We start from the raw sequence: 24,973 nt of genomic DNA, 5'->3' as shown, positions 1-24,973 counted from the left end.
GATGTCGTAGGTAGTGGTTTGGCCGCTTCCGGCTGCTGGCGATTGCCGTACCCGGGTCAAGCGGCTTGGGCTACGTTACGCATCTTCCAAGAGCGAGTCAACTTGAGCGGCGCCTAGGGACATGGGCCCGATAGGGGCTCACCGTCGGGTCGTTGGCGACCCAGAACCGCCAGGGATGGACGCCCCCTTCGCCGGCCACTCCGGTGCGCGGACCGCTGAGTACCTGGTCGGAGGCGACTGGGCGGCCGGTGAGCACCCTCAGTGGGGTCTCGCCCGTGGTACAGGCGTCCGTGCCGTCCAGAGCCCGGTCCACGCCCAGGGCGGTGGCCAGGCGGGCCGGCCCTTTGGCCAGTTCTTTGTCATTTCGGGCCGAGAGTCGACGTTTGCGAGCCAGCTCCGTGCCTTCGAGGACCTCGCCGGCCCGGAGCAGGACGGCGCTCGCCCGTCCTTCCTCCCCGCAGACGAGGTTCATGCAGAACCACATGCCGTAGGTGAAGTAGACGTACACATGTCCGGGCGGACCGAACATCACGCCGTTGCGGGCCGTGCGGCCGCGATAGGCGTGGGAGCCGGGGTCGTTCTGGCCGTCGTAGGCCTCGACCTCCGTGATGCGGAGCACGATCGGACCGTCCGGGGTGGTACGGACGAGGAGGCGACCGAGGAGATCGGGGGCGACCTCCAGTACGGGGCGGTCGAAGAACTCTCGTGTCAGTGGCGTACGGTCCGGGGGCGTGATCATGGCGTACGAGCGTAGTCCAGACGGGTGTGTGCCAAGGGGTGGTCAAGGGTCCGTCCGCTTGCCAGGGTGATGGCGCGGAACCGACCACGGCCGGATCGCGTTTGTAGGGATCAGGAATCCGCGCGTTCTAAGAGGAGAGACATGGCGTTCAAGAAGCTGCTCGCGAGCCTGGGGGCCGGTGGGGCTTCGGTGGAGACGGTGTTGACCGAGGTCAACGTCGTCCCGGGTGGTGTCGTCCAGGGCGAGGTGCGGATCCAGGGCGGGTCCGTGGACCAGGAGATCGAGGGGCTGTCGGTCGGGCTCCAGGCCAGGGTCGAGGTGGAGAGCGGCGACCAGGAGTACAAGCAGGACATCGAGTTCACGAAGGTCTCGCTCGGCGGTGCCTTCACGCTTCAGGCGAACGCCGTGCACGCGGTGCCGTTCGGTCTGGAGATCCCCTGGGAGACGCCGATCACGATGATCGACGGCCAGGCGCTGCGCGGTATGAACGTCGGTGTCACGACCGAGCTGGCGATCGCGCGTGCCGTGGACTCCGGTGACCTGGACCCGGTCAACGTGCACCCGCTGCCGGCGCAGAAGGCGATCCTGGACGCGTTCATGCAGCTGGGCTTCCGCTTCAAGAACGCGGACCTGGAGCGCGGTCACATCCGTGGGACCCGGCAGCAGCTGCCGTTCTACCAGGAGATCGAGTTCCTCCCGCCGCAGCAGTACCGCGGGCTCAACCAGGTCGAGTTGAGCTTCGTGGCGGACGGTCACGCGATGGACGTCGTGCTGGAGATGGACAAGAAGCCGGGGCTGTTCAGCGAGGGCAGTGACACCTTCCGGTCCTTCCAGGTGGGTCTGCACGACTACCAGAGCACCGACTGGGCCGGGTACCTCAACCAGTGGCTGTCCGAGGTCGGCAGCAGGCGCAACTGGTTCTAGGCTCGGAACTGCTGATTCCGCAGATCGACCAGGAGGTACCGAGGTGACCGAGCTCAAGCGGCGGCCGCTCCCCCATGACTTCCATCCGCCCGTGCCGTCGTTCACGGTGACGAGTGAGGATGTCGCCGAGGGTGCGACGCTCAAGGACGCTCAGGTCTACGCGGCCGGCAACACCTCTCCGCAGCTGCGCTGGGAGGGTTTCCCGTCGGAGACCAAGAGCTTCGCCGTGACCTGCTACGACCCCGACGCGCCCACGGGCAGCGGGTTCTGGCACTGGGTCGTGTTCGACATTCCGGCCTCGGTGACCGAGCTGCCGGTGGGTGCGGGCAGCGGGAAGTTCGAGGGGCTGCCGGAGGGTGCCGTACAGGCGCGGAACGACTACGGGTCGAAGGACTTCGGTGGGGCCGCTCCGCCGCCCGGGGACGGGCCGCACCGGTACGTCTTCACCGTGTACGCGGTGGACCAGGAGAAGCTCGGGCCGGATGCCGATGCCTCTCCCGCCGTTGTGGGCTTCAACCTGCGGTTCCACGCGATCGCGCGTGCCCAGCTGATCGGTGAGTACGAGGTGCCCGCCGAAGACTGACGTTCAACGAGCGTTTGCCCGCCTCTGGTCTTGGAATTGATCAGGGGCGGGCACTTTTTATTGCGTTGTCCATCTCGGCGTGCCCGGCCAGAGTTGATCCAAGCCCAAGCCCGCCAGGGGGTGGGCCGGTACGCAACGGGAGGTGGGGTGGTCATGCGGGAGACGCTGGTACTGAACGCGAGCTTCGAGCCGCTGTCGACGGTGACGTTGAATCGAGCCGTCGTTCTGGTGCTTCAGGACAAGGCCGTCGTCGAGCAGTCCCACCCCGAACTGCGCATGCGCGGAGCCGCGGTCGACATACCGGCGCCCCGGGTGATCAGGTTGTGCAGGTATGTACGGGTGCCCTTCCGAAGACAAGCCCCGTGGTCCCGGCGGGGTGTTCTGGTGCGTGACCGGCACAGGTGCGCGTACTGCGGGCGGCGGGCGACGACCGTGGACCACGTGGTGCCGCGGTCTCAGGGTGGTCAGGACACTTGGCTGAATACGGTGGCCTCCTGCGCGGAGGACAACCACCGTAAGGCGAACCGGACTCCGGCGGAGGCGGGGATGCCGTTGCTGCGGGAGCCGTTCGAGCCGACTCCTGCTGACGCCATGCTGTTGTCTCTGGGCCACGAGGACTTCTCTGCGCTGCCGGATTGGCTGGCCGGAGAGGCTGCCTAGTCGTCTGCCAGGATCGGTTCGGTTGGCGGCCGCGGGTTCGTCGTGGCTTGTCGCGCAGTTCCCCGCGCCCCTGGGTGGGTGCGGGGAACCTAGCTTTTCCAGGACCGTCAGTCGATCTTCGGGTTCTCTCGGCGTTCCGTGCCGCCGTTGCCTCCGCTCGAACCGCCGCCGATGTTCCCGAAGTTGCCCATGGCTCCGGAGAGGCCCTTGAGGGCGTCGCCGATCTCGCTGGGGACGATCCAGAGCTTGTTGGCGTCGCCTTCGGCGATCTTGGGGAGCATCTGGAGGTACTGGTAGGAGAGGAGCTTCTGGTCGGGGTCGCCGGCGTGGATGGCCTCGAAGACCGTGCGGACGGCCTGGGCCTCGCCTTCCGCGCGCAGGGCCGCGGCCTTCGCCTCACCTTCGGCGCGCAGGATCTGGGACTGCTTCTCACCCTCGGCGGTGAGGATGGCGGCCTGGCGCGTACCTTCGGCGGTGAGGATCGCGGCGCGCTTGTCACGGTCGGCGCGCATCTGCTTCTCCATCGAGTCCTGGATGGAGGTCGGGGGCTCGATCGCCTTGAGTTCGACTCGGTTGACGCGGATGCCCCACTTGCCGGTGGCCTCGTCGAGGACTCCGCGCAGGGCCGCGTTGATCTCCTCGCGGGAGGTCAGGGTCCGCTCCAGGTCCATGCCACCGATGATGTTGCGGAGGGTGGTGACGGTGAGCTGCTCGATGGCCTGGATGTAGCTGGCGACCTCGTAGGTCGCGGCCCGCGCGTCGGTCACCTGGTAGTAGATGACGGTGTCGATGTTGACGACCAGGTTGTCCTGGGTGATCACCGGCTGCGGCGGGAACGGCACGACCTGTTCACGCAGGTCGATGCGGTTGCGGATGGTGTCTATGAACGGGACCACGATGTTGAGGCCCGCGTTGAGGGTCCGCGTGTAGCGGCCGAAGCGCTCGACGATGGCTGCGCTCGCCTGCGGGATGACCTGGATCGTCTTGATCAGGGCGATGAAGACCAACACCACCAGAATGATCAAGACGATGATGACCGGTTCCATCGTGCTCCCCGTGCCCTTCTCCGCCTCGGCGTTTTCGGAAGATCTTATGGTTGTTGAAGATCTTGCTGGTCGAGTCTGACAGACCGTCGTGCAACTCGTGGTGCGTTCGGTTCAGTTGCATCCTGCGAGGTCACATGACGATCGCGGTCGCTCCCTCGATGTCCACGACATCCACTTCCTGGCCTACGTCGTAGGCCCGGTCGGTGTCGAGAGCGCGCGCCGACCAGACCTCTCCGGCGAGCTTGATCCGGCCGCCCGCGCTGTCGACGCGCTCCAGGACGACGGCCTGTTTCCCCTTCAGGGCGTCGATTCCCGTGACGAGTTCGGGTCGCTGCGAGCGATGCCGGGTCGCGATGGGCCGTACGACGGCGATGAGGGCCACCGAGACGACGACGAAGACGAGCACCTGGACGACGACGTCACCGCCCAGCCCGGCCGCGACCGCTGCCGCGAGGGCGCCGACCGCGAGCATGCCGAATTCCGGCATCGCGGTCACCACGAGCGGGATTCCGAGCGCTGCCGCGCCGACGAGCCACCACACCCATGCGTCGATGTCGTTCACGGGCTCATGGTAGGTCCGGGGGTACCGCCTCCGACAGGGCGCGATGGCGCCCGGAGGGGCTTCTTACCCGTGTTTTTGCGGGTACTTCACTTGATCACGACAGCGGGAGGCCCTGCGCGGTCCAGCGGTCGCCGACCTGCTCGACGACGAGGGGGAGGCCGAAGCACATGGAGAGGTTGCGGGAGGTGAGTTCGAGCTCCAGGGGGCCGGCGGCGAGCACCTTGCCCTGGCGGATCATGAGGACGTGGGTGAAGCCGGGGGCGATCTCCTCGACGTGGTGGGTGACCATCAGCATCGAGGGGGCGATCGGGTCGCGGGCGAGGCGGCCGAGGCGCCGGACCAGGTCCTCGCGGCCGCCGAGGTCGAGGCCGGCGGCGGGTTCGTCGAGGAGGAGCAGCTCGGGGTCGGTCATCAGGGCGCGGGCGATGAGGGTGCGCTTGCGCTCGCCCTCGGAGAGGGTACCGAACTTGCGGTCCAGGTAGTCGCTCATGCCGAGGCGGTCGAGAAAGGCACGCGCGCGCTGCTCGTCGATGTCCTCGTACTCCTCCTGCCAGCCCGCGGTCATGCCGTACGCCGCCGTCAGCACGGTCTCCAGGACGGTCTGGCGCTTGGGGAGCTTGTCGGCCATGGCGATGCCGGCCATGCCGATGCGGGGGCGCAGTTCGAAGACGTCGGTGCCGGGCTTGCCGAGGGTCTCGCCGAGGATGGTGGCGGTGCCCTTGCTGGGGTAGAGGTAGCTGGACGCGAGGTTCAGGAGCGTGGTCTTGCCGGCGCCGTTGGGGCCGAGGATGACCCAGCGCTCGCCCTCCTTGACCGACCAGGAGACCTGGTCCACCAGAGCCCGGTCCTCACGGACCACGGATACGTCCTGAAGCTCCAGAACATCGCTCATGAGCGCGTTGTCTCCCCTTGCAGTGTGACGGTGTCGACGTCTCGGCTGTCGCGTGCGCGCTTTTGGGCGCAGCCCTCGATGAAATCTACGCCACCGGCCGCGCGCTCCGGTCCATCGGTCCGGTCCTTAGGCTGGGGGCATGCTCTCGGAACCGCGCTCTGGACGTCTTGCCGCTTGGGGAAACGGTCTTTTGGCCGGACTTGTCTCGCCCGACGACGCCGTACTGGCGATCGTCGGTGACGATGCCGTGCACCGGGTGGAGGGGCTGCCCGGGGAGACGTCGCCGGTCGGCCTCACCCTGGCGCTCGGGCGGCTGAGGTCGCTCGGGGTCACCGGGCTGCGGGTCGCGCTGCCCGCGCCCGGACATCCGCTGGGGCTGAGCGGGCCGCCGGAGTTCAACGCGCGGGCGCTGGAGGCGGAGGAGGCGGTGGTCTGTTACGGCGCCGCGCTGGGCCTGGTGCCTGAGGTGTACGAGGCCGGGCCCTCGGGTGATGTCCATGTCGAGGTGACCTGGCACGTGCTGCCGGTGCGGGAGGCTCCGCCGGCGGACGTGCCCTCACTGGGCGAGGCGGAGCGGGAGCTCGCGGAGGCCCTGCGGGAGGCGACGGAGGTGTTGTCGCGGCTGGACGTGGCGGGGTCGGGGCCGGTGGCGGAGGCGGCGATCGGGGCGTACCGGGCTCGGGCCGAGCGGGGGCGGGAGGTGTTGGCGCCGGGGTATCCGCCGCGCGCTGTGCGGGTGTTGGAGCTCGCGCAGCGGGTGGGGTTGCTGGTGTCGCTGGCGTATGAGAACGGGCACGGGGGTGCGGTGAGTTCCGCGGAGATGCGGGCGCGGCGAGAGGCGTTGCGGCCGGTGGAGCGGACGGCTCGGCGGGCGCAGGTGGCTGCGTACAACGCGTATGTGGAGGAGCGGGAGCGGGGGATGCGGTGAGTGGGCGGGTGCGGGTGCGTCGTGGCTGGTCGCGCAGTTCCCCGCGCCCCTGAAAACAGGGCTCAGCTGTAGCGACTCAGGGGCGCGGGGAACTGCGCGAGCAACCCCCACCGGCCCGCAGCCGAACGACCGCCCCTCCTCCACGGCAGCCAACACCAAGGGCCCCTCAAGTCGCCGTTGACTTGAGAGGCCCTCCGGTTCAGACCCGACGTCAGTCGTTCGCGCCGGCGTTGCCGAACGCCGGGTTCAGCAGGGCGATCAGGTTCGCCGTGTTGCCGACCACGTTGACGGGGACGTGGACCGGGACCTGGACGACGTTGCCCGAGCCGACGCCCGGCGACTTCACGGCCGCGGCGTCGGCACCCGCGTCGGCGACAGCGGCACCGGCAGCGGCGCCCGTGGCGATACCGGCGACGGTGATGGCCACGGCGGCCTTCTTGGCGATGTTCATGGGAAGCGTTTCCTCCTGCGTTCGCGGATCCGACCCGGCCGCGGGTCGTGAGCTGATCAACGTGGAGGGCCTGCGGGACGGTGCGGAAATACTCGCAGGACTGCCCGTTCGGGCCATTCGCCCGACAAGCGGACCGGCCTCCCGGACGCGTGGCGCGTCCGGGAGGCCGAAGTCACTGCCCGCTGAAGGCGGGGAGTCAGTGGTTGATGCCGAGGTTGCCGAAGGCGGGGTTCAGCACACCGATGACGTTCACGCTGTTGCCCACGGCGTTCACCGGGACGTGGACCGGCGCCTGGACGAGGTTGCCCGAGACGACGCCGGGCGAGCCCACGGCCTTCCCGTCGGCGTGCGCGCCCTCGGTGGCGGAGGCCATACCGGCACCGGCGGCGATCAGCCCGCCGGCCACCATCGTCACGGCCGCTGCCTTCTTCAGGTTCTTCACTGCTGAGCCCTCCCTAGCGATTGCCGCGGCAGTCGCCGCAGCACGCCTGGAGAACGGCGGAGATCGACAGAGGTTGCGCCGTCCGGGGGACATTCCCACGACGGTATGAATCTCACTCCGGAGCGGAACCCTCCGTATTGCCGCTCAGCGCGTGGATCAACCGGCCATACCGTGGCGCACCGCCCAGAGCGCGGCCTGTGTGCGGTCAGCCAGGTCGAGCTTCATCAGGATGTTCGAGACGTGGGTCTTGACGGTCTTCTCGGAGAGGACCAGCGCACGGGCGATCTCCCGGTTGGAGCGGCCGTCCGCGATCAGTCCGAGGACCTCGCGCTCCCGCTCGGTGAGCGAACCGCCCCTGCCCTGGCCGGAGTTGTTCTCCTCCTGGGACAGCAGGGCACCCGCGACCTCGGGCTGGAGCAGGATGTGGCCGGCGTGGACGGAGCGGATGGCGCCGGCCAGGGCGTCGGGGTCCACGTCCTTGTAGACGTATCCGGCGGCGCCCGCGCGCAGGGCCGGGACCACGGTGCGCTGTTCGGTGAAGCTGGTGACGATGAGCACGCGTGCGGGGTTGTCGAGTTCGCGGAGTCGGCGCAGGGCGTCGATGCCGTCCATGCCCGGCATCTTGACGTCCATGAGGACGACGTCGGGTTTCAGTTCCTCGGCGCGCTCGACTCCCTCGGCGCCGTCGGCGGCCTCGCCCACGACCTCTATGTCGTCCTGCACTTCGAGGAACGTGCGCAGCCCCCGGCGGACGACCTGGTGGTCGTCGACGAGCAGGACCCTGATCGCGTCAGCCACCGGGGACCTCCATCTCGATCGTGGTGCCCTTGCCGGGCGCCGATTCCACGGTCAGCGTGCCGCCGACCCCGCTGGTGCGGTCCCGCATGGAGACCAGGCCGAGGTGGCGGCCCGCGCGGCGGGTCGCCTTCGGTTCGAAGCCGCTGCCGTCGTCGGTGACCCTGAGGACGGCTCCGCTGCCCCGCCGGTCCAGGGTCACGTCGACGTGCTCGGCGCCCGAGTGCCGCAGCGCGTTGTGCAGGGCCTCCTGGGCGACGCGGAGCATGGCCTCCTCCTGGGAGGCGGGCAGTGCGCGGAAGTTGCGGGCGGCGAAGGTCACGCGGGCGGTGTGGGCGCGGTCCAGGACCTGGATCTGGGTGCGGAGGGTGGCGGTCAGGCCGTCCTCGTCGAGCGCGGCGGGGCGCAACTCGACCACGGCGGCGCGCAGTTCGTCGGCAGCCTCGGCGGCGAGCACGGCCACCTGGTGCAGTTCGCCCTTGGCGCGGGACGGGTCGCGGTCGACGAGGGCCGCGGCGGCCTGGGCGGTCAGGCGCAGGGAGAAGAGCTTCTGGCTGACGGCGTCGTGCAGTTCGTGCGCGAGCCGGGAGCGCTCCTCGGCGATCGTCAGCTCGCGGCTGCGTTCGTAGAGGCGGGCGTTGGTGAGTGCGATGGCGGCGTGCTGGGCGAGGATGGAGAGGAGTTCCTCGTCCTCCGCGGTGAAGCCGCAGCTGCCTTCCGGCTTGGGGCAGTTCTTGTTGGCCAGGAAGAGCGCGCCGATGACCTCGTCGCCGTCGCGGATCGGCAGGCCCAGGAAGTCGACCATGTCGGGGTGGGCGGAGGGCCAGCCCTCGAAGCGGGGGTCCTTGCGGACGTCCGCGAGGCGCTCCGGCCGGGCCTCGTGCAGCATCGCGGCGAGGATGCCGTGCTGGCGCGGGAGCGGGCCGATGGCCTTCCACTGCTCGTCGCTGACGCCGTCCACCACGAACTGGGCGAAGCCGCCGTGGTCGTCCGGGACACCCAAGGCGGCGTACTGGGCGTCGAGCAGCTCGCGGGCCGAGGCGACGATCGTCTTGAGGACGTCACGCACCTCGAGATGCCTGCTCATGGCCAGCAGCGCGGAGCTCACCGCGGCGAGGCCGGACCGGGGACCTTGACTCATGCCCTCAGCGTACGGGCGGGGTGTGACAGTGCGGATCGGACCTGTGACCGCGCCCGACTAGGGCAAGGGACCTAGGGCGAAGGGCCGCGCCGCTCTGCGGCCCTCGTCCGAGGCGGCGGGGCCGGAGCCGTTCCTACGTTGGGGGCACGCCCACCTGGAGGCGTGGACGACGAGGGGACGGATGTCATGCCGGTTGCGATCATCACGGGGGCCTCGAAGGGCCTGGGGCGGGCGCTCGCCGAGGCCCTGGCCGCGCGGGGCTGGGACCTGGTGCTCGACGCCAGGACGGCACAGGCCCTGAGCGAGACGGCGACCGCGCTCGCCGCACACGGGCACCGGGTCTCGGCCCTGCCCGGGGACGTCACGGATCCGGCGCACCGCTCCGAGCTGGTGGCCGCGGCCTGGAAGCTCGGCGGCGTCGATCTGCTGGTGAACAACGCGAGTGCGCTGGGTGCCGAGCCGCTGACGCGCCTCGAGGAGCTGCCTCTGGACGGGTTGCGCCGCGCGCTGGAGGTGAACGTCGTGGCCGCGCTGGGCCTGGTCCAGGAGGCGCTGCCGCTGCTGCGGGCGTCGGAGGCGGGCACGGTGATCGCGGTCAGTTCGGACGCCGCCGCCGAGGCGTACGAGACGTGGGGCGGCTACGGGGCGTCCAAGGCCGCCCTGGACCACCTCGCGGCGGTGCTGGGCGAGGAGGAGCCGCGGCTGCGGGTGTGGGCCGTCGATCCCGGGGACATGGCGACCGACCTGTACGCGGCGGCCGTACCGGACGACAAGGAGCCGCGGCCGGAGCCGGCCGGTGTCGTGCCGGCTTTCCTGCGGCTGCTGGACGAGCGGCCGGCGAGTGGGCGGTACGGGGCTCCGGCGCTGTTGGAGGGGCGATGACGGTCGCGATGGGGGTTCCCCCGCGCGGGCCCATTGCACGGTGGGCGAGCGTGCCGGAGGAGCTGTCGGCGCGGGTGCCGGCGGAGCAGCGCGGGCCCGGGCTGGACCGGGACGCCGTACGGCTGCTGGTGTCGCGGGGCACCGAGGTGGCGCACCACTCCTTCGCCGAGCTTCCGCGGCTGCTGCGGGCCGGGGACCTGCTCGTGGTGAACACCTCCCGCACGCTGGCCGCGGCCGTCGACGGGCGGGTCGGGCACACGCGTGTGGTGGTGCACTTCTCCACGCGCGGGGACGACGGACGGTGGGCGGTCGAGCTGCGGGATCCCGACGGGAGGGGCACCACACGCGCGCGTGCGGGCGGGCCCGCGGGGACGGAGTTGCGGCTGCCGGGGGGTGTGCGGCTGGTTCTGGAGGAGGCGGTGAGCGAGCGGCTGTGGTGGGCGCGGGTGCGTGGCGCCCTCGGCGGCGGGGAGGTGCTCGGGCTGCTGCGGGAGCACGGGCGGCCGATTCGGTACTCCTACACGGAGCGGGACCAGCCGCTGTCCGTCTACCAGACGGTGTTCGCGCTGCCGGCCCCGGACGGGTCGGGGAGTGCGGAGATGCCCAGTGCGGCGCGGCCCTTCACCGCGCGGACAGTGGCGGAGCTGGTGAGCCGGGGGGTGATGTTCGCGCCCGTCACGCTGCACACCGGGGTGGCCTCGGCGGAGGCGCACGAGCCGCCGTATCCGGAGCGGTTCTCGGTGCCGGAGACCTCCGCGCGGTTGATCAACGCGGTGAGGGCCGGGGACGGCAGGGTGCTCGCCGTGGGCACGACGGCCGTACGGGCCGTGGAGTCGGCGGCCGGGGCCGACGGCGTCGTACGCGCGCGTACGGGGTGGACGGACCTCGTGGTGACCCCGGAGCGCGGGGTGCGGGTGGTGGACGGGCTACTGACCGGGCTGCACGAGCCGGAGGCCTCGCATCTGCTGATGCTGGAGGCGGTCGCGGGGCGGGCGGCGATCGAGCGCGGCTACGAGGAGGCGCTGCGCGGGCGCTACCTGTGGCACGAGTTCGGGGACGTGCATCTCCTCCTGCCTGAGGAGGATCCTCACACAGAGCATTGCTTCAGCAACTGCTGGTGAGACCGCTGTGCGTCCGGTGTGAGCCCGCACATAGGGCGCAGATCACGTACGAAGAGAAATAGGAGACAAAGGCTTCCCGCATGAACGGGGCAGACGTTCCAGTCTGTCCCGTTTTGCCCTCCCGGGCTCCACTACCCGGGATCGTACGTCACACCTTTGCCCAGGCATTTTGCGGCCGCTAAGAATGGCTCTCGTCGCTCAGCGCCGCGGGTTCCCACCGCGGCGTTTGTGCCGGAAGCACCCGTGTCCCCCACCGGACAGCGAGCGACCTCCGCGCTATTCGAAGAGGTCCATCCCGCATGCTCAAGAACACCTTCACTCGTGGTCATCGTCGTGCTCTCACCAAGCGCCACAAGATCGCCGTCGCCGGTGTCGCCACGCTCGGCGCCGCCGCCGTGGCGCTCAGCGCGGTGCCGGGCAACGCGGAGACCACCACCTCCGAGGCCGCCGTCTCCTCCGCCCCGGTGAAGTACTCCTCCGAGCAGCTCAAGGGCCTCAAGGGGGACGTCAGCGAGCAGCTGGCCGCCAAGAGCCTCCAGAGCCAGGCCGCCGCGGCGAAGGCCAAGGCGGACGCCAAGGCCAAGGCTGTCGCGGCCGCGAAGAAGAAGGCGGCCGCCGCTGCCGCCGCCAAGAAGAAGGCCGCTGCCAAGAAGGCCGAGAAGGCCCGCAAGGCCAAGGCCGCGAGCCGGTCCGCGCAGCGCGCCAAGCTGAAGGCCGCCGTGCGCAAGTCCTACGCCAACAACCTGGACGGCTGGATCAAGGAGTCCCTGGACATCATGAAGTCCAAGGGCATCCCGGGCAGCTACAACGGTCTGTACCGCAACATCATGCGGGAGTCCTCGGGCAACCCGAACGCGATCAACAACTGGGACATCAACGCCATCAACGGCATCCCCTCGAAGGGGCTGCTCCAGGTGATCCCGCCGACGTTCCAGGCCTACCACGTCGCGGGCACGTCCTGGAACATCTACGACCCGGTCGCCAACATCACCGCCGCGGCGAACTACGCGGCCCACCGGTACGGCTCGATGGACAACGTGAACAGCGCGTACTGAGGTCGCGCGGACCTCTCGTACGCGAAAAGGGCGGCTCCCCGTGGCGGGGGCCGCCCTTCGCGGTCGTAGGCGGTCGGCTACTTGCGCATGACCTCGGGCTCGTGGCGGCGCAGGAAGCGGGCCACGAAGAAACCGCAGACCACGCCGAGGGCGACGAGGGCGATCATGTTCAGGCCCCAGGTGGTGACCGTGTGGTCCCAGAGCGGGTCGGGTGAGTCGCCGGGTTTGACGGGCGGGTTGACCTGGTTGAAGTCCAGCGTGGCGCCGGCGGCGGCGACCGCCCAGCGGGACGGCATCAGGTACGAGAGCTCGTTGACGCCGATCTTGCCGTTCAGGGTGAACAGACAGCCGGTGAAGACCACCTGGATGATCGCGAACATCACCAGCAGCGGCATGGTCTTCTCGGAGGTCTTCACCAGTGCGGAGATGATCAGGCCGAACATCATCGAGGTGAACCCGAGGCCCATGATCGGCAGGCACAGCTCCGCGAGGGTGGCGTTGCCGAGGACCAGGCCCTCCTTGGGCAGGCCGCGGCTGGCGAAGCCGATGACGCCGACCATGAGGCCCTGGAGCACGGTGATCACGCCGAGCACGAAGACCTTGGACATCAGGTAGGCCGAGCGGGACAGGCCAGTGGCCCGCTCCCGTTCGTAGATGACCCGTTCCTTGATCAGTTCACGGACGGAGTTGGCGGCGCCGGCGAAGCAGGCGCCGACCGCGAGGATCAGCAGCACGGTGGTGGCCGTGCTGTTCGGCTCGGGGAGCTTGGTCCTCGGGTCGATGGGCTTGGGCAGCAGGGCGTCGCCGAAGTCGATCAGCAGGCTCACCGCGCCGAGCACGGCCGGAAGGATCACCATCAGGGCCAGGAAGCCCTTGTCGGACGCGATCACCGAGACATAGCGGCGCACGAGGGTCCCGAACTGGCCCATCCAGCCCTGCGGTTTCGGCGGCTTCATGCCCTGCATCGGAGGCGTCTGTACGGATTGCGGCGCTACGGCGTCTATGTCCGCGGCGTACATCTGGTAGTGCTGCGAGCCCTTCCAGCGTCCGGCCCAGTCGTAGTCGCGGTAGTTCTCGAAGGCGGAGAAGACGTCGGCCCAGGTGTCGTAGCCGAAGAAGTTCAGGGCCTCCTCGGGCGGGCCGAAGTAGGCGACCGCGCCGCCCGGGGCCATCACCAGGAGCTTGTCGCACAGGGCGAGCTCGGCGACGGAGTGGGTGACGACGAGGACCGTGCGGCCGTCGTCGGCGAGGCCGCGCAGCAGCTGCATGACATCGCGGTCCATGCCCGGGTCGAGGCCGGAGGTCGGCTCGTCCAGGAAGATCAGGGACGGCTTGGTGAGCAACTCCAGGGCCACGGACACGCGCTTGCGCTGGCCGCCGGAGAGGGCGGTGACCTTCTTCTCCTTGTGCACGTCCAGCTTCAGCTCGCGCAACACCTCGTCTATGCGGTTCTCGCGCTCCTCGCCGGTGGTGTCGGCGGGGAAGCGGAGCTTGGCCGCGTACTTGAGGGCCTTCTTGACGGTCAGCTCCTTGTGCAGGATGTCGTCCTGCGGGACCAGACCGATGCGCTGGCGCAGCTCGGCGAACTGCTTGTAGAGGTTGCGGTTGTCGTAGAGGACGTCGCCCTGGTTGGCGGGCCGGTAGCCGGTGAGCGCCTTGAGCAGGGTCGACTTGCCGGAACCCGACGGTCCGATGACCGCGATCAGGGACTTCTCCGGGACGCCGAAGGAGACGTCCTTGAGGATCTGCTTGCCGCCGTCGACCGTGACCGTGAGGTGGCGCGCGGAGAAGGAGACCTCGCCGGTGTCGACGAACTCCTCGAGGCGGTCCCCGACGATCCGGAACGTGGAGTGGCCGACGCCGACGATGTCCGCGGCGCCGAGCATCAGCGAGCCGCCCTTGGCGATCGGCTGGCCGTTGACGTACGTGCCGTTGTGCGAGCCGAGGTCGCGGATCTCCATGCGGCCGTCGGGCATCGAGTGGAACTCGGCGTGGTGGCGGGAGACCTGCAGGTCGGAGACGACCAGGTCGTTCTCCAGGGCACGGCCGATGCGCATGATGCGACCGATGGTGAACTGGTGGAACGTGGTCGGGCTGCGGTCGCCGTAGACGGGCGGGGCGTCGGAGCCCGCGCCCCCGCCGGGGCCCTGCTGCTGCGGGATCCGCTGCGGCTGGTGCGACTGGTTCGACGGCTGCGGTCGCTGGGGCTGTGGCCAGCCGGACTTCGCGGCCTGGTGCGCGGCCTGGGGCGGGGGCTGGTGTGAGGCCTGGTTCGCGGCCTGGTTCGCGGCCTGCTGAGGAGCTTGGTGAGCAGCCTGGTGCGGAGCCTGCTGTGCGGCCGGCTGCTGGGGTGCCTGCTGGGCCCAGCCCGGGTTCGCGCTCTGTGCGGCGTACCGCTGCTGGGGCTGCGCGGCCGGGGCCGCGGTGCCGGTGAGGCTCAGCAGCGGGCCGTCGCTCGCGTTGCCGAGGTGGACGGCCGCGCCCGGGCCGATCTCCGACTGGTGGATCCGCTGCCCGTGCAGGAACGTGCCGTTGGTGCTGCTGTGGTCCTCGATGACCCAGCCGTGCCCGTTCCAGCTGATCGTGGCGTGCCGCCAGGACACCCTGGCGTCGTCGAACACGATGTCACCCTGCGGATCACGCCCCAGGCCGTACGCCCGGGACGGATCGAGCGTCCAAGTGCGTCCATTCGCTTCCAGTACGAGTTCCGGCACGCCAAGCCCCACTGAGTAGTCCCCCGAATTGCCCCCGTCACAGGGAGTGTAGGGATGTCGAACATCGTCGGGAACTATTTCAGGATCCGCCTCCTGACCGAAACCCGAGCCCCGAGAAGACCACGTTCGCGCGCTTCGGACGGTTCCGTTGACGGGGTTGAAACCGACCCGGAGAGTGGGTAATCCACGCGAGGGGGACAAGCGCGGTCTCAGCCGCGCCGCGGATCGGGGGGTCTGCCATGAGTGCGTCCAGGAGTGTCGAGACCGCGGGGCGGGGCGTGCGGCTGCCGTGGGGGGACATCCTGCTGTCCGCGATCGCGTCCGTGAGCTGGGCGTTGATCGGGATGGCCGGTACGGCCGCGCTCGGCCTGCATCTGCTGGAGGCCGATTCCGCGGCCTCGCTGGGCCCGATGACCGCGGCGGTGGTGGCTCTCGCGGCTGGCGGTTCGGTGACGCCTTCCGGGGACGTGTCCGCCTTCGGGCTGACGGGGGCGCAGGCGAAGACCGCCATCGAGATCACGCCATTGGGCGTCAGCCTGGTCGGCGCGGTGCTTTTGTCATGGTTCTTCCTACGGTCCCTGCGGGGGGCCGGAGCGGCGATCGCACCCTCCGAGCTGCTGGCGCGGGCCGGGTCCGTGGTGGCGCTGTTCGTGGCGATGCTGGGCGGGCTGGCCTGGGCGGGGCACGACGTCATCACGATCGACGGGGGCTCGCTGGGGCTCGACAAGCTGCCCGGGGCGGGCGGGGGCGGCGGTCTCGACATCCCCGGGCTGGGGGACGTCGGGGACATCGGCGGACTGCTGCCCGACCGGATCGGCGACCTTGTCGACGCGAAGGCCGCGGTCGGCTTCACGGTGGACACCGTGCCGACGCTGCTCGGAGGGCTGGGCTGGTCGGTCGGGATCCTGCTGGTCGCGCTGCTGGCGTCGCGCCGTACCCCGCTGCCGCGCGACTGGGAGGCCGTGCACCGGGTCGTACGGCCGGCCGTGTCCGCCCTGGTGACGGTGCTGCTGGTCGCGGTGGTCGCGGGGCTCTCGGCGGGGGCGTACGCGGCGATCGGCGACGACCACCCCAAGCGGATCGCGGGCGCGGCGCTGCTCGGGGCGCCGAACGGGGTCTGGCTGGGCATCCCGATCGGCCTGTTCGTCCCCTTCGACGGCCGCGCGACGGGTGTCCTGACGAACTTCCTCCCCGACCCCCTGGACCGACTGCTCGACTCGGACTCCGACCAGTCGGTGACGCTGGGGCGGCTGGCGGAGCTGGACGGGCGGGTGTGGCTGCTGGGGGTGGGGGCGGCGCTGATGATGCTGCTGGCGGGGGTGCTGACCGCTGCGCGGACGCCGGTGGGGGGTCGGGGGGTTGGTGAGGCTGTCGGTTCGGTTGCCGGTGGAGCGGATCGAGCGGGTGCGGGGTGGAGTGGGGTCGGTGAGGGGCGAGGTGCGGTTGGCGGGGCGCGCGGTGAGTCGGGGTGGGGGCCGGGGCCGGGTTCGGGGTCGGGGTCCGTGGGTGTGGTCGGGGGTGACTCTGGAGGTGTACGGGATCCGGGGGCCCTTGGTTTCGCCGGGCGGTGTGCGCTGCGGTTGGGGGTCGCGACGGCACTGACGTTGCCGTTGCTCGCCTGGCTGACGGAGGTGTCGGTGGATGCCTCGCTGTCGGTACTGGGGTTCGACGCGTTCGGGGCCGGGGTGGAGTTGCGGGGGCAGCTCGGGATGGCGGTGCTGATCGGGGCGGTGTGGGGGGCGGCGGCCGGGGCGGCGGGGGCGTTGCTGGCGTGGGCGACGGGGGCGGCGGGGTCTCGGGCGGCTTGGCCGGCACGGGGTGACTTGGGGCGGGGTGGGGTTGGGGCGGGTGTGGGGTCGGGTGCTGGTGCGGGGTTGGGTGTAGGGCCTGGGTCTGGTGTGAGGCCCGTGCCGGGTGTGGGGTCCGGTGTTGGGTTCGGTTCGGGGGCGGCGGGGGCTGGGCCGGGTGTGGGGACCGGCGCTGGTGCGGGGTTCGGTTCCGGGGCGCCTGGGGCGCCGGGGTCTGGGCCGTATGGCGGGGGCGACCTGGGTGGGGGTGGCGTGCCCGGGGGTGGGGGCGCCTGGAGTGCTGCGGGTGAGGCGGGCTCGCGTCCGGGGGAAGGCGGGGGGCACGGGAGCGGGGCGGGTCACGGGAGCGGCGGGGGCCGCGGGAGCGGGGCCGGGGCGCCCTCAGGTGGGCCCGGAGGGTACGACGGTGGCGGGGCCGGGGCGTCTGGCGGAGCGTCGTGGTCGCATGAAGGCGGGGCCGGGGCGTACGAGGGTGGGTCCTCGTCGCACGGCGGTGAAGCGGGGGCTTACCACGAGGGGACGGGACGGGACAGCGGTGACGCGGAGCCGTATCCCGCGGGGACGGAACGGTACGGGGGTGGCGCGGAGCCGTACGGTGGCGAGGGCGGACCCTATGTGCCCGGTACGCCCTATCGGCCGCCGAACCCGGAGACGAACCCGTATCTGCGCGTGCCGGAGGAACTGCGGGGACCGGAGGACGCACGGCCGGGTGGCGCAGGTGGGCGCGCGCCTGGGGGCCGGGGTGATCGGCGGGGCTCGGAAGGTGAGGGCAGCGGACGGGGTCCGCGTGGTGAGGCCCACTGGGGAGAGCAAGAGCGTGGTGGCGAGCCGGGGACAGGCCGTGAGGAGCACTGGGAAGAGCCACGAGGTGTCTCCCAGGAGGGGCCGGGGCGACCCGAGCGGTACGGTTCCGGCGCGGCGGGCAGGAAGTGGCCTGGGACTGTGCCGCCTGCTCAGGGGCCGCGATCGCCCGGCGGGTACCGGCCGGAGTCGGCCGGAGAGAGCGGCCGGCCCCAGGGACCCCAGCGCGATGCTTCGGGTCAGTCTCCCGAGGCAGGCCCTCCGCCTCCCGGCGGGCCTCGTCGCCCCGACGAGGATCCACCGCCCGGCGACGACAACGTCTACGGCGCCCCCACGATGATCAGCCCCCAGCCGCCACCCAGGCGGCGGCCCGGCAACCGACGACCGGCCTCCGGGGACGAGGGCCGACAGCCCCCGCCGCCTCCTCCCCCACCGCCCCCGCCTCCACCACCGCCCGGGAAGCCGAAGGGACGGCGCTGATACGGCACCGGGCGCGGAGGCGCGGGCGGACGGCCGGGGGGCCGCGCCAGTGCTGAGCGCCGCACCCGACGGCAGGGTGCCTGTGAGCTGGGCGCGCCCAGACCGATGAGGCACTGAACGGACGCAGCACGACATGGTCCAGGGATGTGCGGGGTCGTAGCCATGGCCCTGCCGGCGCCCCCGCGTCCACGCAGGCGCGCCCGACCTCCACCCCCGGTGCGGCTCGCCCCCGCCCCTCGACACCCCTCTCCCAGAATCCGCCCCCACCCCGCAATCCCCCCGCCACCCCCTCGACACCCACTGTTCCCTGTCCGTCAGACGGACCGAAGGAGCAGGAGGCACTGGGTGCCGGATACGGTGGGAACACCATGAGCGCTTCGCAGACCTCGTCTCCCGACGTCCCCACCCTTCTCGTCAAGATCTTCGGGAAGGACAGGCCGGGCATCACGGCCGGCCTCTTCGACACCCTCGCCGCCTACTCGGTCGACGTGGTCGACATCGAGCAGGTCGTCACACGTGGCCGAATGGTGCTGTGCGCGCTCGTGACCGCGCCGCCACGCCCGCAGGAGGGCGATCTGCGGGCGACCGTCCACAGCTGGGCGGAGTCGATCAAGATGCAGGCGGAGATCATCTCCGGTCTCGGTGACAACCGGCCGCGCGGGCTGGGGCGTTCCCTGGTCACCGTGCTCGGTCACCCGCTCACCGCGGAGGCCACCGCCGCGATCGCCGCGAAGATCGCCAAGGCGGGCGGCAACATCGACCGTATCTTCCGGCTGGCCAAGTACCCGGTCACGGCCGTCGAGTTCGCGGTGTCCGGCGTGGAGACCGAGCCGCTGCGCACCGCCCTGGTGACGGACGCCGCCAAGCTCGGCGTGGACGTGGCCGTCGTCGCCGCCGGTCTGCACCGCCGGGCGCAGCGGCTGGTCGTGATGGACGTGGACTCCACGCTCATCCAGGACGAGGTGATCGAGCTCTTCGCCGCGCACGCCGGCTGCGAGGACGAGGTCGCCGCGGTGACCGCGGCCGCGATGCGCGGCGAGCTGGACTTCGAGCAGTCGCTGCACGCGCGCGTGGCGCTGCTGGAGGGGCTGGACGCCTCGGTCGTGGACAAGGTGCGCAGCGAGGTCCGGCTGACGCCGGGCGCGCGCACCCTGATCCGTACGCTGAAGCGGCTCGGCTTCCAAGTCGGTGTCGTCTCGGGCGGGTTCACCCAGGTGACCGATGACCTGAAGGAGCGGCTCGGGCTGGACTTCGCCCAGGCGAACACGCTGGAGATCGTCGACGGGAAGCTCACCGGCAAGGTCACCGGGGAGATCGTGGACCGCGCGGGCAAGGCGCGGCTGCTGCGCCGGTTCGCCGCCGAGGCGGGAGTGCCGCTGTCCCAGACGGTGGCGATCGGCGACGGTGCCAACGACCTGGACATGCTGAACGCGGCCGGGCTCGGGGTCGCCTTCAACGCAAAGCCGGTGGTACGGGAGGCCGCGCACACCGCGGTGAACGTGCCGTTCCTGGACACGGTGCTGTACCTGCTGGGCGTCACCCGCGAAGAGGTCGAGGCGGCGGACGCGCACGAGGAGGACTGACCGGACGGATCGGCCAGGGGCCCGGCACCTTCGCGGTGCCGGGCCCCTGTCGTGTCTCGCGCGGGTGGAGTCGCCGTCAGTCGGAGGGTGCCCAGTAGTCCACGAGGGTGGCCACGCCGGGCTCCAGGGTCTTCCAGGGGCCGCTGAAGGACAGGACGGCGAAGGCGGCGGCGGGGAAGCCGCGCTCGCTCATCCGTCGGCGGGCGTCGCCCTCGGCAGCGCCGGCGAGGATGTCGGCGAGGCCCTGCACACCCGGGTTGTGGCCGACCAGGACGGCGTTGTGCACGTCGTCCGGGGTTTCGTTGAGCACGGCGATCAGCTCGCCGGGAGAGGCCTCGTAGATCCGCTCCTCGTAGACGGTTTTCGGCCGGTGCGGGAACTCCTGCACCGCGAGCTTCCAGGTCTCCCGGGTCCGGGTCGCGGTGGAGCAGAGGGCCAGGTCGAAGGGGATGCCGGAGTCGGTCAGCCGCCGTCCGGCTTCCGCTGCATCTTTTCGGCCCCGGTCGGCGAGCGGCCGCTCATGGTCGGCGACCTGTGGCCAGTCGGCTTTCGCATGCCGGAAAAGGACAATCCTGCGGGGTTCTGCGACGCTCATGGGATCCAGCTTCGCATGAAACAGGCCATGGGGCGCAGGGAGTTGACGGGCGGCTTCGTGAGTGCTCAGCGCGCTATGAGCTGCTGTACGCGCTCCAGGAACTGGGTGACGGCGGGGTCGCCGGAGGCCGCGTGCGCGTCGGCGGGGTTGAGGATGAGCGTCAGGAGCACGACGAAGGCGAGCGCCGGCAGGGCGAGGGCCCACCAGGGCAGCCGGATGTCGACGCCGCCCCGGGTCGCCGGGTGAGGCGGGGTGTGCGTAGGGGCCGACATGAGCGCCTCCGGTCTTCGCGTCCTCGGTGGTCCGCTTCTCGCGGTCACAACTCGAAGGTACGGATCCGGGAGCCCTCAACCCATCCGGTGATCCACCCAGTTGACCCTGAGACTCGCCCCCTAGGGGACAGGGGGGTTATCCCCACCGCCGCCCGGGGAGCGGGGCACCGGATCAGGGTGAGGCGATCGTCGCGATGATCGCGATGACGACGAAGATGGCGAGGAACGAGCCGAAGACCAGCAGCATCTTCTTCTGGCCGTTCTGGGGGTTCGGGTCGAGCACTGGCATGCGGCCAGTCTCGCACCCCGGTCTCTTACCGGGACCGTCAGGGCCCCTCTTACCCGGACCGGGGGGAGCCTCAGCGGGCCGCCTCCTCCTCCACCGTGCGGTCGCGGCCCGCGAGCACGCCGACCGCCATCTGCGGGATCATCAGGCCGATCATGAGCGCGATGGGCAGCCCCCAGCCGCCGCTGTGCTGGTAGAGCACGCCGACCAGGAGTGGTCCCGGGATGGAGATCAAGTAGCCGGTGCTCTGCGCGAAGGCGGACAGCTGGGCCACGCCCGCGCCGGTCCTGGCGCGCATCCCGACCATGGTGAGGGCCAGCGGGAAGGCGCAGTTGGAGACGCCGAGCAGGACGGCCCAGGCCCAGGCGCCGGCGGCGGGCGCGAGGTACAGGCCCGCGTACCCGGCGAGACCGCAGACGCCGAGCGCGAGCACGATCGGGCCCTGGTGGGGCAGCCGGGTGGCCACCCGCGGGATGACGAAGGCCAGCGGGACGCCCATCACCATCGTGACGGCCAGCAACAGTCCGGCGGTGCCCGCGGGGACGCCCGCGTCCCGGAAGATCTGCGCCATCCAGCCCATGGTGATGTAGGCGGCGGTGGCCTGGAGCCCGAAGAAGACGGCGAGCGCCCAGGCGGTCCGGCTCCGGGTGATCCGCAGCGCGGGCGGCTCCACACGCGCGTGCACGTGCTGGACGGGTCCGGCGCCCTCCACACGTGTGTGCACGTGCCGGAGCGGGCCGGAGCCCTCCACACGCGTGTGCACGCTCCCCGCGTCGGCCCCGGCTCCCCTGTCCCGTACGAGCGGGATCCACGGCAGTACGGCGGCCCCGGCCAGGCCGGCCCACACCGCGAGCCCGGACTGCCAGCCGCCGCCCAGTGCCCCGGTCAGCGGCACGGTCACGGCGGCCGCGGCCGAGGTGCCGAGGGCCAGGGCCATCGAGTACAGGCCGGTCATGGAGCCGACGCGGTCCGGGAACCAGCGCTTGACGATGACCGGCATCAGGACGTTGCTGACGGCGATCCCCATGAGGGCGAGGGCGCTGGCGGCCAGGAAGCCCGGCACGGAGCCCGTGTACGGCCGTATGAGCAGGCCGGCCGTGATGGCGACCATGCCCGCGCACACCACCGCGCCCGCGCCGAAGCGGCGGGCCAGACGGGGGGCCGTGACGCCGAAGAGGGCGAAGCACAGCGGAGGCACCGAGGTGAGCAGCCCCGCCACGCTGCCGCTCATGCCGAGTCCGTCGCGGACCTCTTCGAGAAGGGCGCCGAGGCTGGTGATGGCGGGGCGGAGGTTGAGCGCGGACAGCACGATGCCGACGACGACCAGCCGCACCGCCCACGCGCGCGGGGCGGGTGTCAGGGGTCCTCCTACGGGCGGGGTGGGTGCGACCGTGGGCTTCATCGTCCGGGTTTCCTCGCGTGCCATGACACCCATCATAGAATCATGGGATGATTGGTTGTCCATCCCCGGGACGTCCTCCGTCGTCCCGCCCGTGCGAAGGTGTGCCATGCCCCTGAGCCATCCCCGCCGCTCGGCGTTGTCCGAGCAGGTCATCGCCGCGCTGCGCAACCAGATCACCTCGGGCGAGTGGCCGGTCGGCTCCCGGATCCCGACCGAGCCCGAGCTGGTCGAGCAGCTGGGAGTCGCCCGCAACACCGTCCGTGAAGCCGTGCGGGCCCTCGCGCACAACGGCCTGCTGGACATCCGGCAGGGCTCGGGGACGTACGTCGTCGCGACCAGTGAGCTGGCGGGCGTGATGCACCGCCGGTTCGCCGACGCGGACCCCCGGCACATCGCCGAGCTGCGCTCCACCCTGGAGTCGTCCGCTGCCCGGCTGGCCGCGGAGCGGCGCACCGAGAAGGACCTCAAGCAGCTCGACACACTCCTGGTGCGGCGTGAGGAGGCATGGGCGTCGGGGGACGCCGAGGCGTTCGTGACCGCGGACTCCACCTTCCACCTGGCCGTGGTGGCCGCCTCGCACAACGACGTGATGACCGAGATGTACGCCGACCTCGGCGAGGTGCTGCGGGACTGGCTGCGCGAGGACGTCGGCGAGGAGCTGACGCCGGAGACGTACATGGACCACACCCGGCTGGTCGACGCGATCCGCGCGGGCGACGCCGGTGCCGCCGCGCGGGAGGCGGCCGGCTACCCGTTCCTGTGCCGCCCGGGGCGGTTCACAGCGCCAGCTTCCGGTGGCTGATCCACACCGAGCGGACCTCCTTCCAGCACCGTCCGGTCAGCCGTACGGTCTGCGCCGGCCCCGCCTCGACCTCGGGGCCGTCGCTGTCCAGGTCCCACCAGCGCGCGCACTCGATGTGCAGGCGGACGCCGTCGGTGCGGGGATACGGGTTGTGGCAGTAGGAGATCACCCGGGAACCGGCGACCCGGCTGCGGCACGAGGCCCCGAAGGGCTCCGGCGGTGCGGCTTCACGCGCCTGCACGCGCGTGTGCGGCATCGCGTCGTACGGCGGGGACATCACGAGACAGACGGCTGCGGTCACTGAGGCCAGACTGCGGGACAGGCGCACAAGGGGACCTCCTCGGCCGTGCTGGGGAGGGAAGCGCGGGTGAACGCGTAATCCAGAGTGCCCAGTTGTGGCCGTGGAGTGCCCGGCCTGGTACGCCGAACGGGTGAGGGCCCGCACCCATGACAGGTGCGGGCCCTCAGCCCCGGCCGAGCCTCAGTGGCAGCGTCACGCGCCGATGGCGTGCAGGCCGCCGTCCACGTGGATGATCTCGCCGGTGGTCTTCGGGAACCAGTCGCTCAGCAGGGCGACGATGCCCTTGCCGGCCGGCTCCGGGTCCTTGAGGTCCCACTCCAGCGGGGAGCGGTTGTCCCAGACGGAGGCCAGGTCGCTGAAGCCCGGGATGGACTTGGCGGCCATGGAGGCGAGCGGCCCCGCGGAGATCAGGTTGCAGCGGATGTTCTGCTTGCCCAGGTCACGGGCCACATAGCGGCTGGTGGCCTCCAGGGCGGCCTTGGCCGGGCCCATCCAGTCGTACTGCGGCCAGGCGTACTGCGCGTCGAAGGTGAGGCCGACGACCGAGCCGCCGTTCTGCATCAGCGGCAGGCAGGCCATGGTGAGCGACTTCAGGGAGTACGCCGAGACGTGCATGGCGGTGGCCACGGACTCGAACGGCGTGTTCAGGAAGTTGCCGCCGAGCGCGTCCTGCGGGGCGAAGCCGATGGAGTGCACGACGCCGTCGAGGCCGCCGAGCTCCTCGCCGACCACATCGGCCAAGCGGCCCATGTGCTCGTCGTTGGTGACGTCGAGCTCGATGACCTTGGTGGGCTTCGGGAGCTTCCTGGCGATGCGCTCGGTCAGCGTGGGCCGCGGGAACGCGGTCAGGATGATCTCCGCGCCCTGCTCCTGGGCCAGCTTGGCGGCGTGGAAGGCGATGGAGGACTCCATCAGCACACCGGTGATCAGGACGCGCTTGCCCTCGAGGATTCCGCTCATGGTGATCAGTGACCCATTCCCAGTCCGCCGTCAACGGGGATGACGGCTCCAGTGATGTACGAGGCGTCGTCGGAGGCGAGGAACCGCACCGTCGCGGCGACCTCCTCGGGCTGGGCGTACCGGCCGAGCGGGACCTGCTTCACGATGTTCTCGCGCTGCTCGTCGGTGAGTGCCTGCGTCATGTCCGTGTCGACGAAGCCGGGTGCGACGACGTTGAAGGTGAGGTTGCGCGAGCCCAGCTCACGGGCGAGGGAGCGCGCGAAGCCGACCAGCGCGGCCTTGGAGGCGGCGTAGTTGGCCTGGCCGGGGCCGCCGTAGAGGCCGACGACCGAGGAGATCAGGACGACGCGGCCCTTCTTGGCGCGCAGCATGCCGCGGTTGGCGCGCTTGACGACGCGGAAGGTGCCGGTGAGGTTGGTGTCGATGACCGAGGTGAAGTCCTCCTCGGACATGCGCATCAGGAGCTGGTCCTTGGTGATGCCGGCGTTGGCGATCAGGACCTCGACCGGGCCGTGCTCGGCCTCGATCTCCTTGTAGGCCTGCTCCACCTGCTCGGAGTCGGTGATGTCGCACTTGACCGCGAGGAAGCCGGCCGGCGGCTCACCCGAGCGGTACGTGATGGCGACCTTGTCGCCGGCGTCGGCGAAAGCGCGGGCGATGGCGAGGCCGATGCCCCGGTTGCCTCCGGTGACGAGAACCGAGCGGCTCAACGGATCACCCTTTCCATAGGGGTCTGACACACCCGCCC

At 70.9% G+C, this 24,973-nt stretch carries 25 protein-coding genes and 1 pseudogene; 10 read left to right on the top strand and 16 right to left on the bottom strand.

The genetic code is table 11. The features are described from left to right. Positions 1-97: 97 nt before the first annotated feature. Positions 98-739: a DNA-3-methyladenine glycosylase gene (locus tag OHN19_RS33965; RefSeq protein ID WP_330267866.1), complete on the bottom strand. Its 642-nt coding sequence runs from the start codon at positions 737-739 to the stop codon at positions 98-100. 141 nt (positions 740-880) lie between these two features. Here OHN19_RS33965 and OHN19_RS33960 point away from each other — a divergent pair, with 141 nt between their 5' ends. From OHN19_RS33960 to OHN19_RS33950, 3 genes are all read left to right on the top strand, one after another. Then, positions 881-1,663: a sporulation protein gene (locus OHN19_RS33960; protein WP_330267865.1), complete on the top strand. Its 783-nt coding sequence runs from the start codon at positions 881-883 to the stop codon at positions 1,661-1,663. Positions 1,664-1,706: 43 nt separating this feature from the next. Beyond that, a complete protein-coding gene (locus OHN19_RS33955; protein ID WP_330267864.1) occupies positions 1,707-2,246 on the top strand; it encodes a YbhB/YbcL family Raf kinase inhibitor-like protein in 540 nt (179 codons plus the stop codon). Between the two features lie 153 nt (positions 2,247-2,399). Next, a complete protein-coding gene (locus OHN19_RS33950) occupies positions 2,400-2,906 on the top strand; it encodes an HNH endonuclease (RefSeq protein ID WP_330267863.1) in 507 nt (168 codons plus the stop codon). Between the two features lie 107 nt (positions 2,907-3,013). On the opposite strand, the gene OHN19_RS33945 is transcribed toward OHN19_RS33950, so the two are convergent. From OHN19_RS33945 to OHN19_RS33935, 3 genes are all read right to left on the bottom strand, one after another. Continuing rightward, positions 3,014-3,952, bottom strand: coding sequence for an SPFH domain-containing protein (locus tag OHN19_RS33945; protein ID WP_330267862.1), 939 nt, complete (start codon positions 3,950-3,952; stop codon positions 3,014-3,016). Between the two features lie 130 nt (positions 3,953-4,082). Beyond that, positions 4,083-4,514 carry an NfeD family protein gene (locus OHN19_RS33940; RefSeq protein ID WP_330267861.1) on the bottom strand — a complete coding sequence of 144 codons (432 nt, stop codon included), beginning with the start codon at positions 4,512-4,514 and terminating at the stop codon, positions 4,083-4,085. A 94-nt stretch (positions 4,515-4,608) separates the two neighbouring features. Next, positions 4,609-5,406: an ABC transporter ATP-binding protein gene (locus OHN19_RS33935; protein WP_053850429.1), complete on the bottom strand. Its 798-nt coding sequence runs from the start codon at positions 5,404-5,406 to the stop codon at positions 4,609-4,611. Between the two features lie 139 nt (positions 5,407-5,545). On the opposite strand from OHN19_RS33935, the gene OHN19_RS33930 reads away from it, so the two are divergent. Then, positions 5,546-6,334, top strand: coding sequence for a hypothetical protein (locus OHN19_RS33930; protein ID WP_330267860.1), 789 nt, complete (start codon positions 5,546-5,548; stop codon positions 6,332-6,334). A 211-nt stretch (positions 6,335-6,545) separates the two neighbouring features. Here the strand turns inward: OHN19_RS33930 and OHN19_RS33925 are convergent, their stop codons facing one another. From OHN19_RS33925 to OHN19_RS33910, 4 genes are all read right to left on the bottom strand, one after another. Continuing rightward, entirely contained in the window at positions 6,546-6,785 is a 240-nt protein-coding gene (locus tag OHN19_RS33925; RefSeq protein ID WP_330267859.1) for a chaplin family protein, read from the bottom strand. Between the two features lie 196 nt (positions 6,786-6,981). Further along, positions 6,982-7,227 (bottom strand): chaplin ChpE, encoded by a 246-nt coding sequence (chpE, locus tag OHN19_RS33920; protein ID WP_330267858.1) that lies wholly within the window; start codon positions 7,225-7,227, stop codon positions 6,982-6,984. Between the two features lie 156 nt (positions 7,228-7,383). After that, positions 7,384-8,025 carry a response regulator transcription factor gene (locus tag OHN19_RS33915; protein WP_330267857.1) on the bottom strand — a complete coding sequence of 214 codons (642 nt, stop codon included), beginning with the start codon at positions 8,023-8,025 and terminating at the stop codon, positions 7,384-7,386. Further along, positions 8,018-9,163 (bottom strand): GAF domain-containing sensor histidine kinase, encoded by a 1,146-nt coding sequence (locus OHN19_RS33910; RefSeq protein WP_330267856.1) that lies wholly within the window; start codon positions 9,161-9,163, stop codon positions 8,018-8,020. The genes OHN19_RS33915 and OHN19_RS33910 overlap by 8 nt, the downstream gene beginning before the upstream one ends. 186 nt (positions 9,164-9,349) lie before the next feature. On the opposite strand from OHN19_RS33910, the gene OHN19_RS33905 reads away from it, so the two are divergent. The 3 genes from OHN19_RS33905 (at position 9,350) to OHN19_RS33895 (ending at position 12,221) form a co-directional block, all read left to right on the top strand. After that, positions 9,350-10,045, top strand: coding sequence for an SDR family NAD(P)-dependent oxidoreductase (locus OHN19_RS33905; RefSeq protein ID WP_330267855.1), 696 nt, complete (start codon positions 9,350-9,352; stop codon positions 10,043-10,045). Then, positions 10,042-11,166, top strand: a complete 1,125-nt coding sequence (locus OHN19_RS33900) for an S-adenosylmethionine:tRNA ribosyltransferase-isomerase (RefSeq protein ID WP_330267854.1) — start codon at positions 10,042-10,044, stop codon at positions 11,164-11,166. Before OHN19_RS33905 ends, OHN19_RS33900 begins: the two co-directional genes overlap by 4 nt. A gap of 299 nt (positions 11,167-11,465) precedes the next feature. Continuing rightward, complete coding sequence (locus tag OHN19_RS33895) at positions 11,466-12,221, top strand: transglycosylase SLT domain-containing protein (RefSeq protein WP_330267853.1); 756 nt, start codon at positions 11,466-11,468, stop codon at positions 12,219-12,221. Positions 12,222-12,298: 77 nt separating this feature from the next. Here OHN19_RS33895 and OHN19_RS33890 read toward each other — a convergent pair whose 3' ends face one another. Continuing rightward, complete coding sequence (locus OHN19_RS33890; protein ID WP_330267852.1) at positions 12,299-14,935, bottom strand: FHA domain-containing protein; 2,637 nt, start codon at positions 14,933-14,935, stop codon at positions 12,299-12,301. 239 nt (positions 14,936-15,174) lie between these two features. Between OHN19_RS33890 and OHN19_RS44010 the strand changes: the two are divergent. Further along, positions 15,175-16,764 (top strand): annotated as a pseudogene (locus tag OHN19_RS44010) (streptophobe family protein); the annotation flags it as partial. A gap of 1,628 nt (positions 16,765-18,392) precedes the next feature. Continuing rightward, a complete protein-coding gene (gene serB / locus OHN19_RS33880; RefSeq protein WP_330267850.1) occupies positions 18,393-19,607 on the top strand; it encodes a phosphoserine phosphatase SerB in 1,215 nt (404 codons plus the stop codon). Positions 19,608-19,683: 76 nt separating this feature from the next. Here serB and OHN19_RS33875 read toward each other — a convergent pair whose 3' ends face one another. The 4 genes from OHN19_RS33875 to OHN19_RS33860 all read right to left on the bottom strand — a co-directional run bounded on the left by OHN19_RS33875 (position 19,684) and on the right by OHN19_RS33860 (position 22,198). Continuing rightward, positions 19,684-20,202, bottom strand: a complete 519-nt coding sequence (locus OHN19_RS33875; RefSeq protein ID WP_330267849.1) for a histidine phosphatase family protein — start codon at positions 20,200-20,202, stop codon at positions 19,684-19,686. A 65-nt stretch (positions 20,203-20,267) separates the two neighbouring features. After that, entirely contained in the window at positions 20,268-20,474 is a 207-nt protein-coding gene (locus OHN19_RS33870; protein WP_330267848.1) for a hypothetical protein, read from the bottom strand. 172 nt (positions 20,475-20,646) lie between these two features. Further along, positions 20,647-20,763, bottom strand: coding sequence for an SGM_5486 family transporter-associated protein (locus OHN19_RS33865; protein ID WP_123759839.1), 117 nt, complete (start codon positions 20,761-20,763; stop codon positions 20,647-20,649). A gap of 70 nt (positions 20,764-20,833) precedes the next feature. Continuing rightward, entirely contained in the window at positions 20,834-22,198 is a 1,365-nt protein-coding gene (locus OHN19_RS33860; RefSeq protein ID WP_330267847.1) for a CynX/NimT family MFS transporter, read from the bottom strand. A gap of 70 nt (positions 22,199-22,268) precedes the next feature. Here OHN19_RS33860 and OHN19_RS33855 point away from each other — a divergent pair, with 70 nt between their 5' ends. Beyond that, positions 22,269-22,964, top strand: a complete 696-nt coding sequence (locus OHN19_RS33855; protein WP_330267846.1) for a FadR/GntR family transcriptional regulator — start codon at positions 22,269-22,271, stop codon at positions 22,962-22,964. Here the strand turns inward: OHN19_RS33855 and OHN19_RS33850 are convergent. From OHN19_RS33850 to fabG, 3 genes are all read right to left on the bottom strand, one after another. Next, positions 22,939-23,292 (bottom strand): hypothetical protein, encoded by a 354-nt coding sequence (locus tag OHN19_RS33850; protein WP_330267845.1) that lies wholly within the window; start codon positions 23,290-23,292, stop codon positions 22,939-22,941. The genes OHN19_RS33855 and OHN19_RS33850 overlap by 26 nt on opposite strands. Positions 23,293-23,457: 165 nt before the next feature. Continuing rightward, on the bottom strand, positions 23,458-24,225 hold the full coding sequence (gene fabI / locus OHN19_RS33845; protein WP_330267844.1) for an enoyl-ACP reductase FabI: 768 nt from the start codon (positions 24,223-24,225) through the stop codon (positions 23,458-23,460). Positions 24,226-24,230: 5 nt separating this feature from the next. Then, positions 24,231-24,935, bottom strand: coding sequence for a 3-oxoacyl-[acyl-carrier-protein] reductase (gene fabG, locus OHN19_RS33840; protein WP_330267843.1), 705 nt, complete (start codon positions 24,933-24,935; stop codon positions 24,231-24,233). Between the last annotated feature and the right edge of the window lie 38 nt (positions 24,936-24,973).

Origin of the sequence: Streptomyces griseorubiginosus (assembly GCF_036345115.1) — a bacterium.
Classification (GTDB): Bacteria; Actinomycetota; Actinomycetes; order Streptomycetales; family Streptomycetaceae; genus Streptomyces; species Streptomyces griseorubiginosus_C.
This window is presented reverse-complemented; position numbering and strand designations above follow the sequence as displayed.

Excerpts from the sequence above, each read along its gene's own strand:
- OHN19_RS33895 (WP_330267853.1), top strand. The coding sequence starts at position 11,466 with ATGCTCAAGAACACCTTCACTCGTGGTCATCGTCGTGCTCTCACCAAG.
- OHN19_RS33855 (WP_330267846.1), top strand. The coding sequence starts at position 22,269 with ATGCCCCTGAGCCATCCCCGCCGCTCGGCGTTGTCCGAGCAGGTCATC.
- serB (WP_330267850.1), top strand. The coding sequence starts at position 18,393 with ATGAGCGCTTCGCAGACCTCGTCTCCCGACGTCCCCACCCTTCTCGTC.
- fabI (WP_330267844.1), bottom strand. The coding sequence starts at position 24,225 with ATGAGCGGAATCCTCGAGGGCAAGCGCGTCCTGATCACCGGTGTGCTG.
- OHN19_RS33935 (WP_053850429.1), bottom strand. The coding sequence starts at position 5,406 with ATGAGCGATGTTCTGGAGCTTCAGGACGTATCCGTGGTCCGTGAGGAC.
- OHN19_RS33860 (WP_330267847.1), bottom strand. The coding sequence starts at position 22,198 with ATGATGGGTGTCATGGCACGCGAGGAAACCCGGACGATGAAGCCCACG.
- OHN19_RS33875 (WP_330267849.1), bottom strand. The coding sequence starts at position 20,202 with ATGAGCGTCGCAGAACCCCGCAGGATTGTCCTTTTCCGGCATGCGAAA.
- OHN19_RS33865 (WP_123759839.1), bottom strand. The coding sequence starts at position 20,763 with ATGCCAGTGCTCGACCCGAACCCCCAGAACGGCCAGAAGAAGATGCTG.
- OHN19_RS33905 (WP_330267855.1), top strand. The coding sequence starts at position 9,350 with ATGCCGGTTGCGATCATCACGGGGGCCTCGAAGGGCCTGGGGCGGGCG.
- OHN19_RS33960 (WP_330267865.1), top strand. The coding sequence starts at position 881 with ATGGCGTTCAAGAAGCTGCTCGCGAGCCTGGGGGCCGGTGGGGCTTCG.
- OHN19_RS33925 (WP_330267859.1), bottom strand. The coding sequence starts at position 6,785 with ATGAACATCGCCAAGAAGGCCGCCGTGGCCATCACCGTCGCCGGTATC.
- OHN19_RS33945 (WP_330267862.1), bottom strand. The coding sequence starts at position 3,952 with ATGGAACCGGTCATCATCGTCTTGATCATTCTGGTGGTGTTGGTCTTC.
- OHN19_RS33950 (WP_330267863.1), top strand. The coding sequence starts at position 2,400 with ATGCGGGAGACGCTGGTACTGAACGCGAGCTTCGAGCCGCTGTCGACG.
- OHN19_RS33965 (WP_330267866.1), bottom strand. The coding sequence starts at position 739 with ATGATCACGCCCCCGGACCGTACGCCACTGACACGAGAGTTCTTCGAC.
- OHN19_RS33910 (WP_330267856.1), bottom strand. The coding sequence starts at position 9,163 with ATGAGTCAAGGTCCCCGGTCCGGCCTCGCCGCGGTGAGCTCCGCGCTG.
- OHN19_RS33870 (WP_330267848.1), bottom strand. The coding sequence starts at position 20,474 with ATGTCGGCCCCTACGCACACCCCGCCTCACCCGGCGACCCGGGGCGGC.
- OHN19_RS33930 (WP_330267860.1), top strand. The coding sequence starts at position 5,546 with ATGCTCTCGGAACCGCGCTCTGGACGTCTTGCCGCTTGGGGAAACGGT.
- OHN19_RS33900 (WP_330267854.1), top strand. The coding sequence starts at position 10,042 with ATGACGGTCGCGATGGGGGTTCCCCCGCGCGGGCCCATTGCACGGTGG.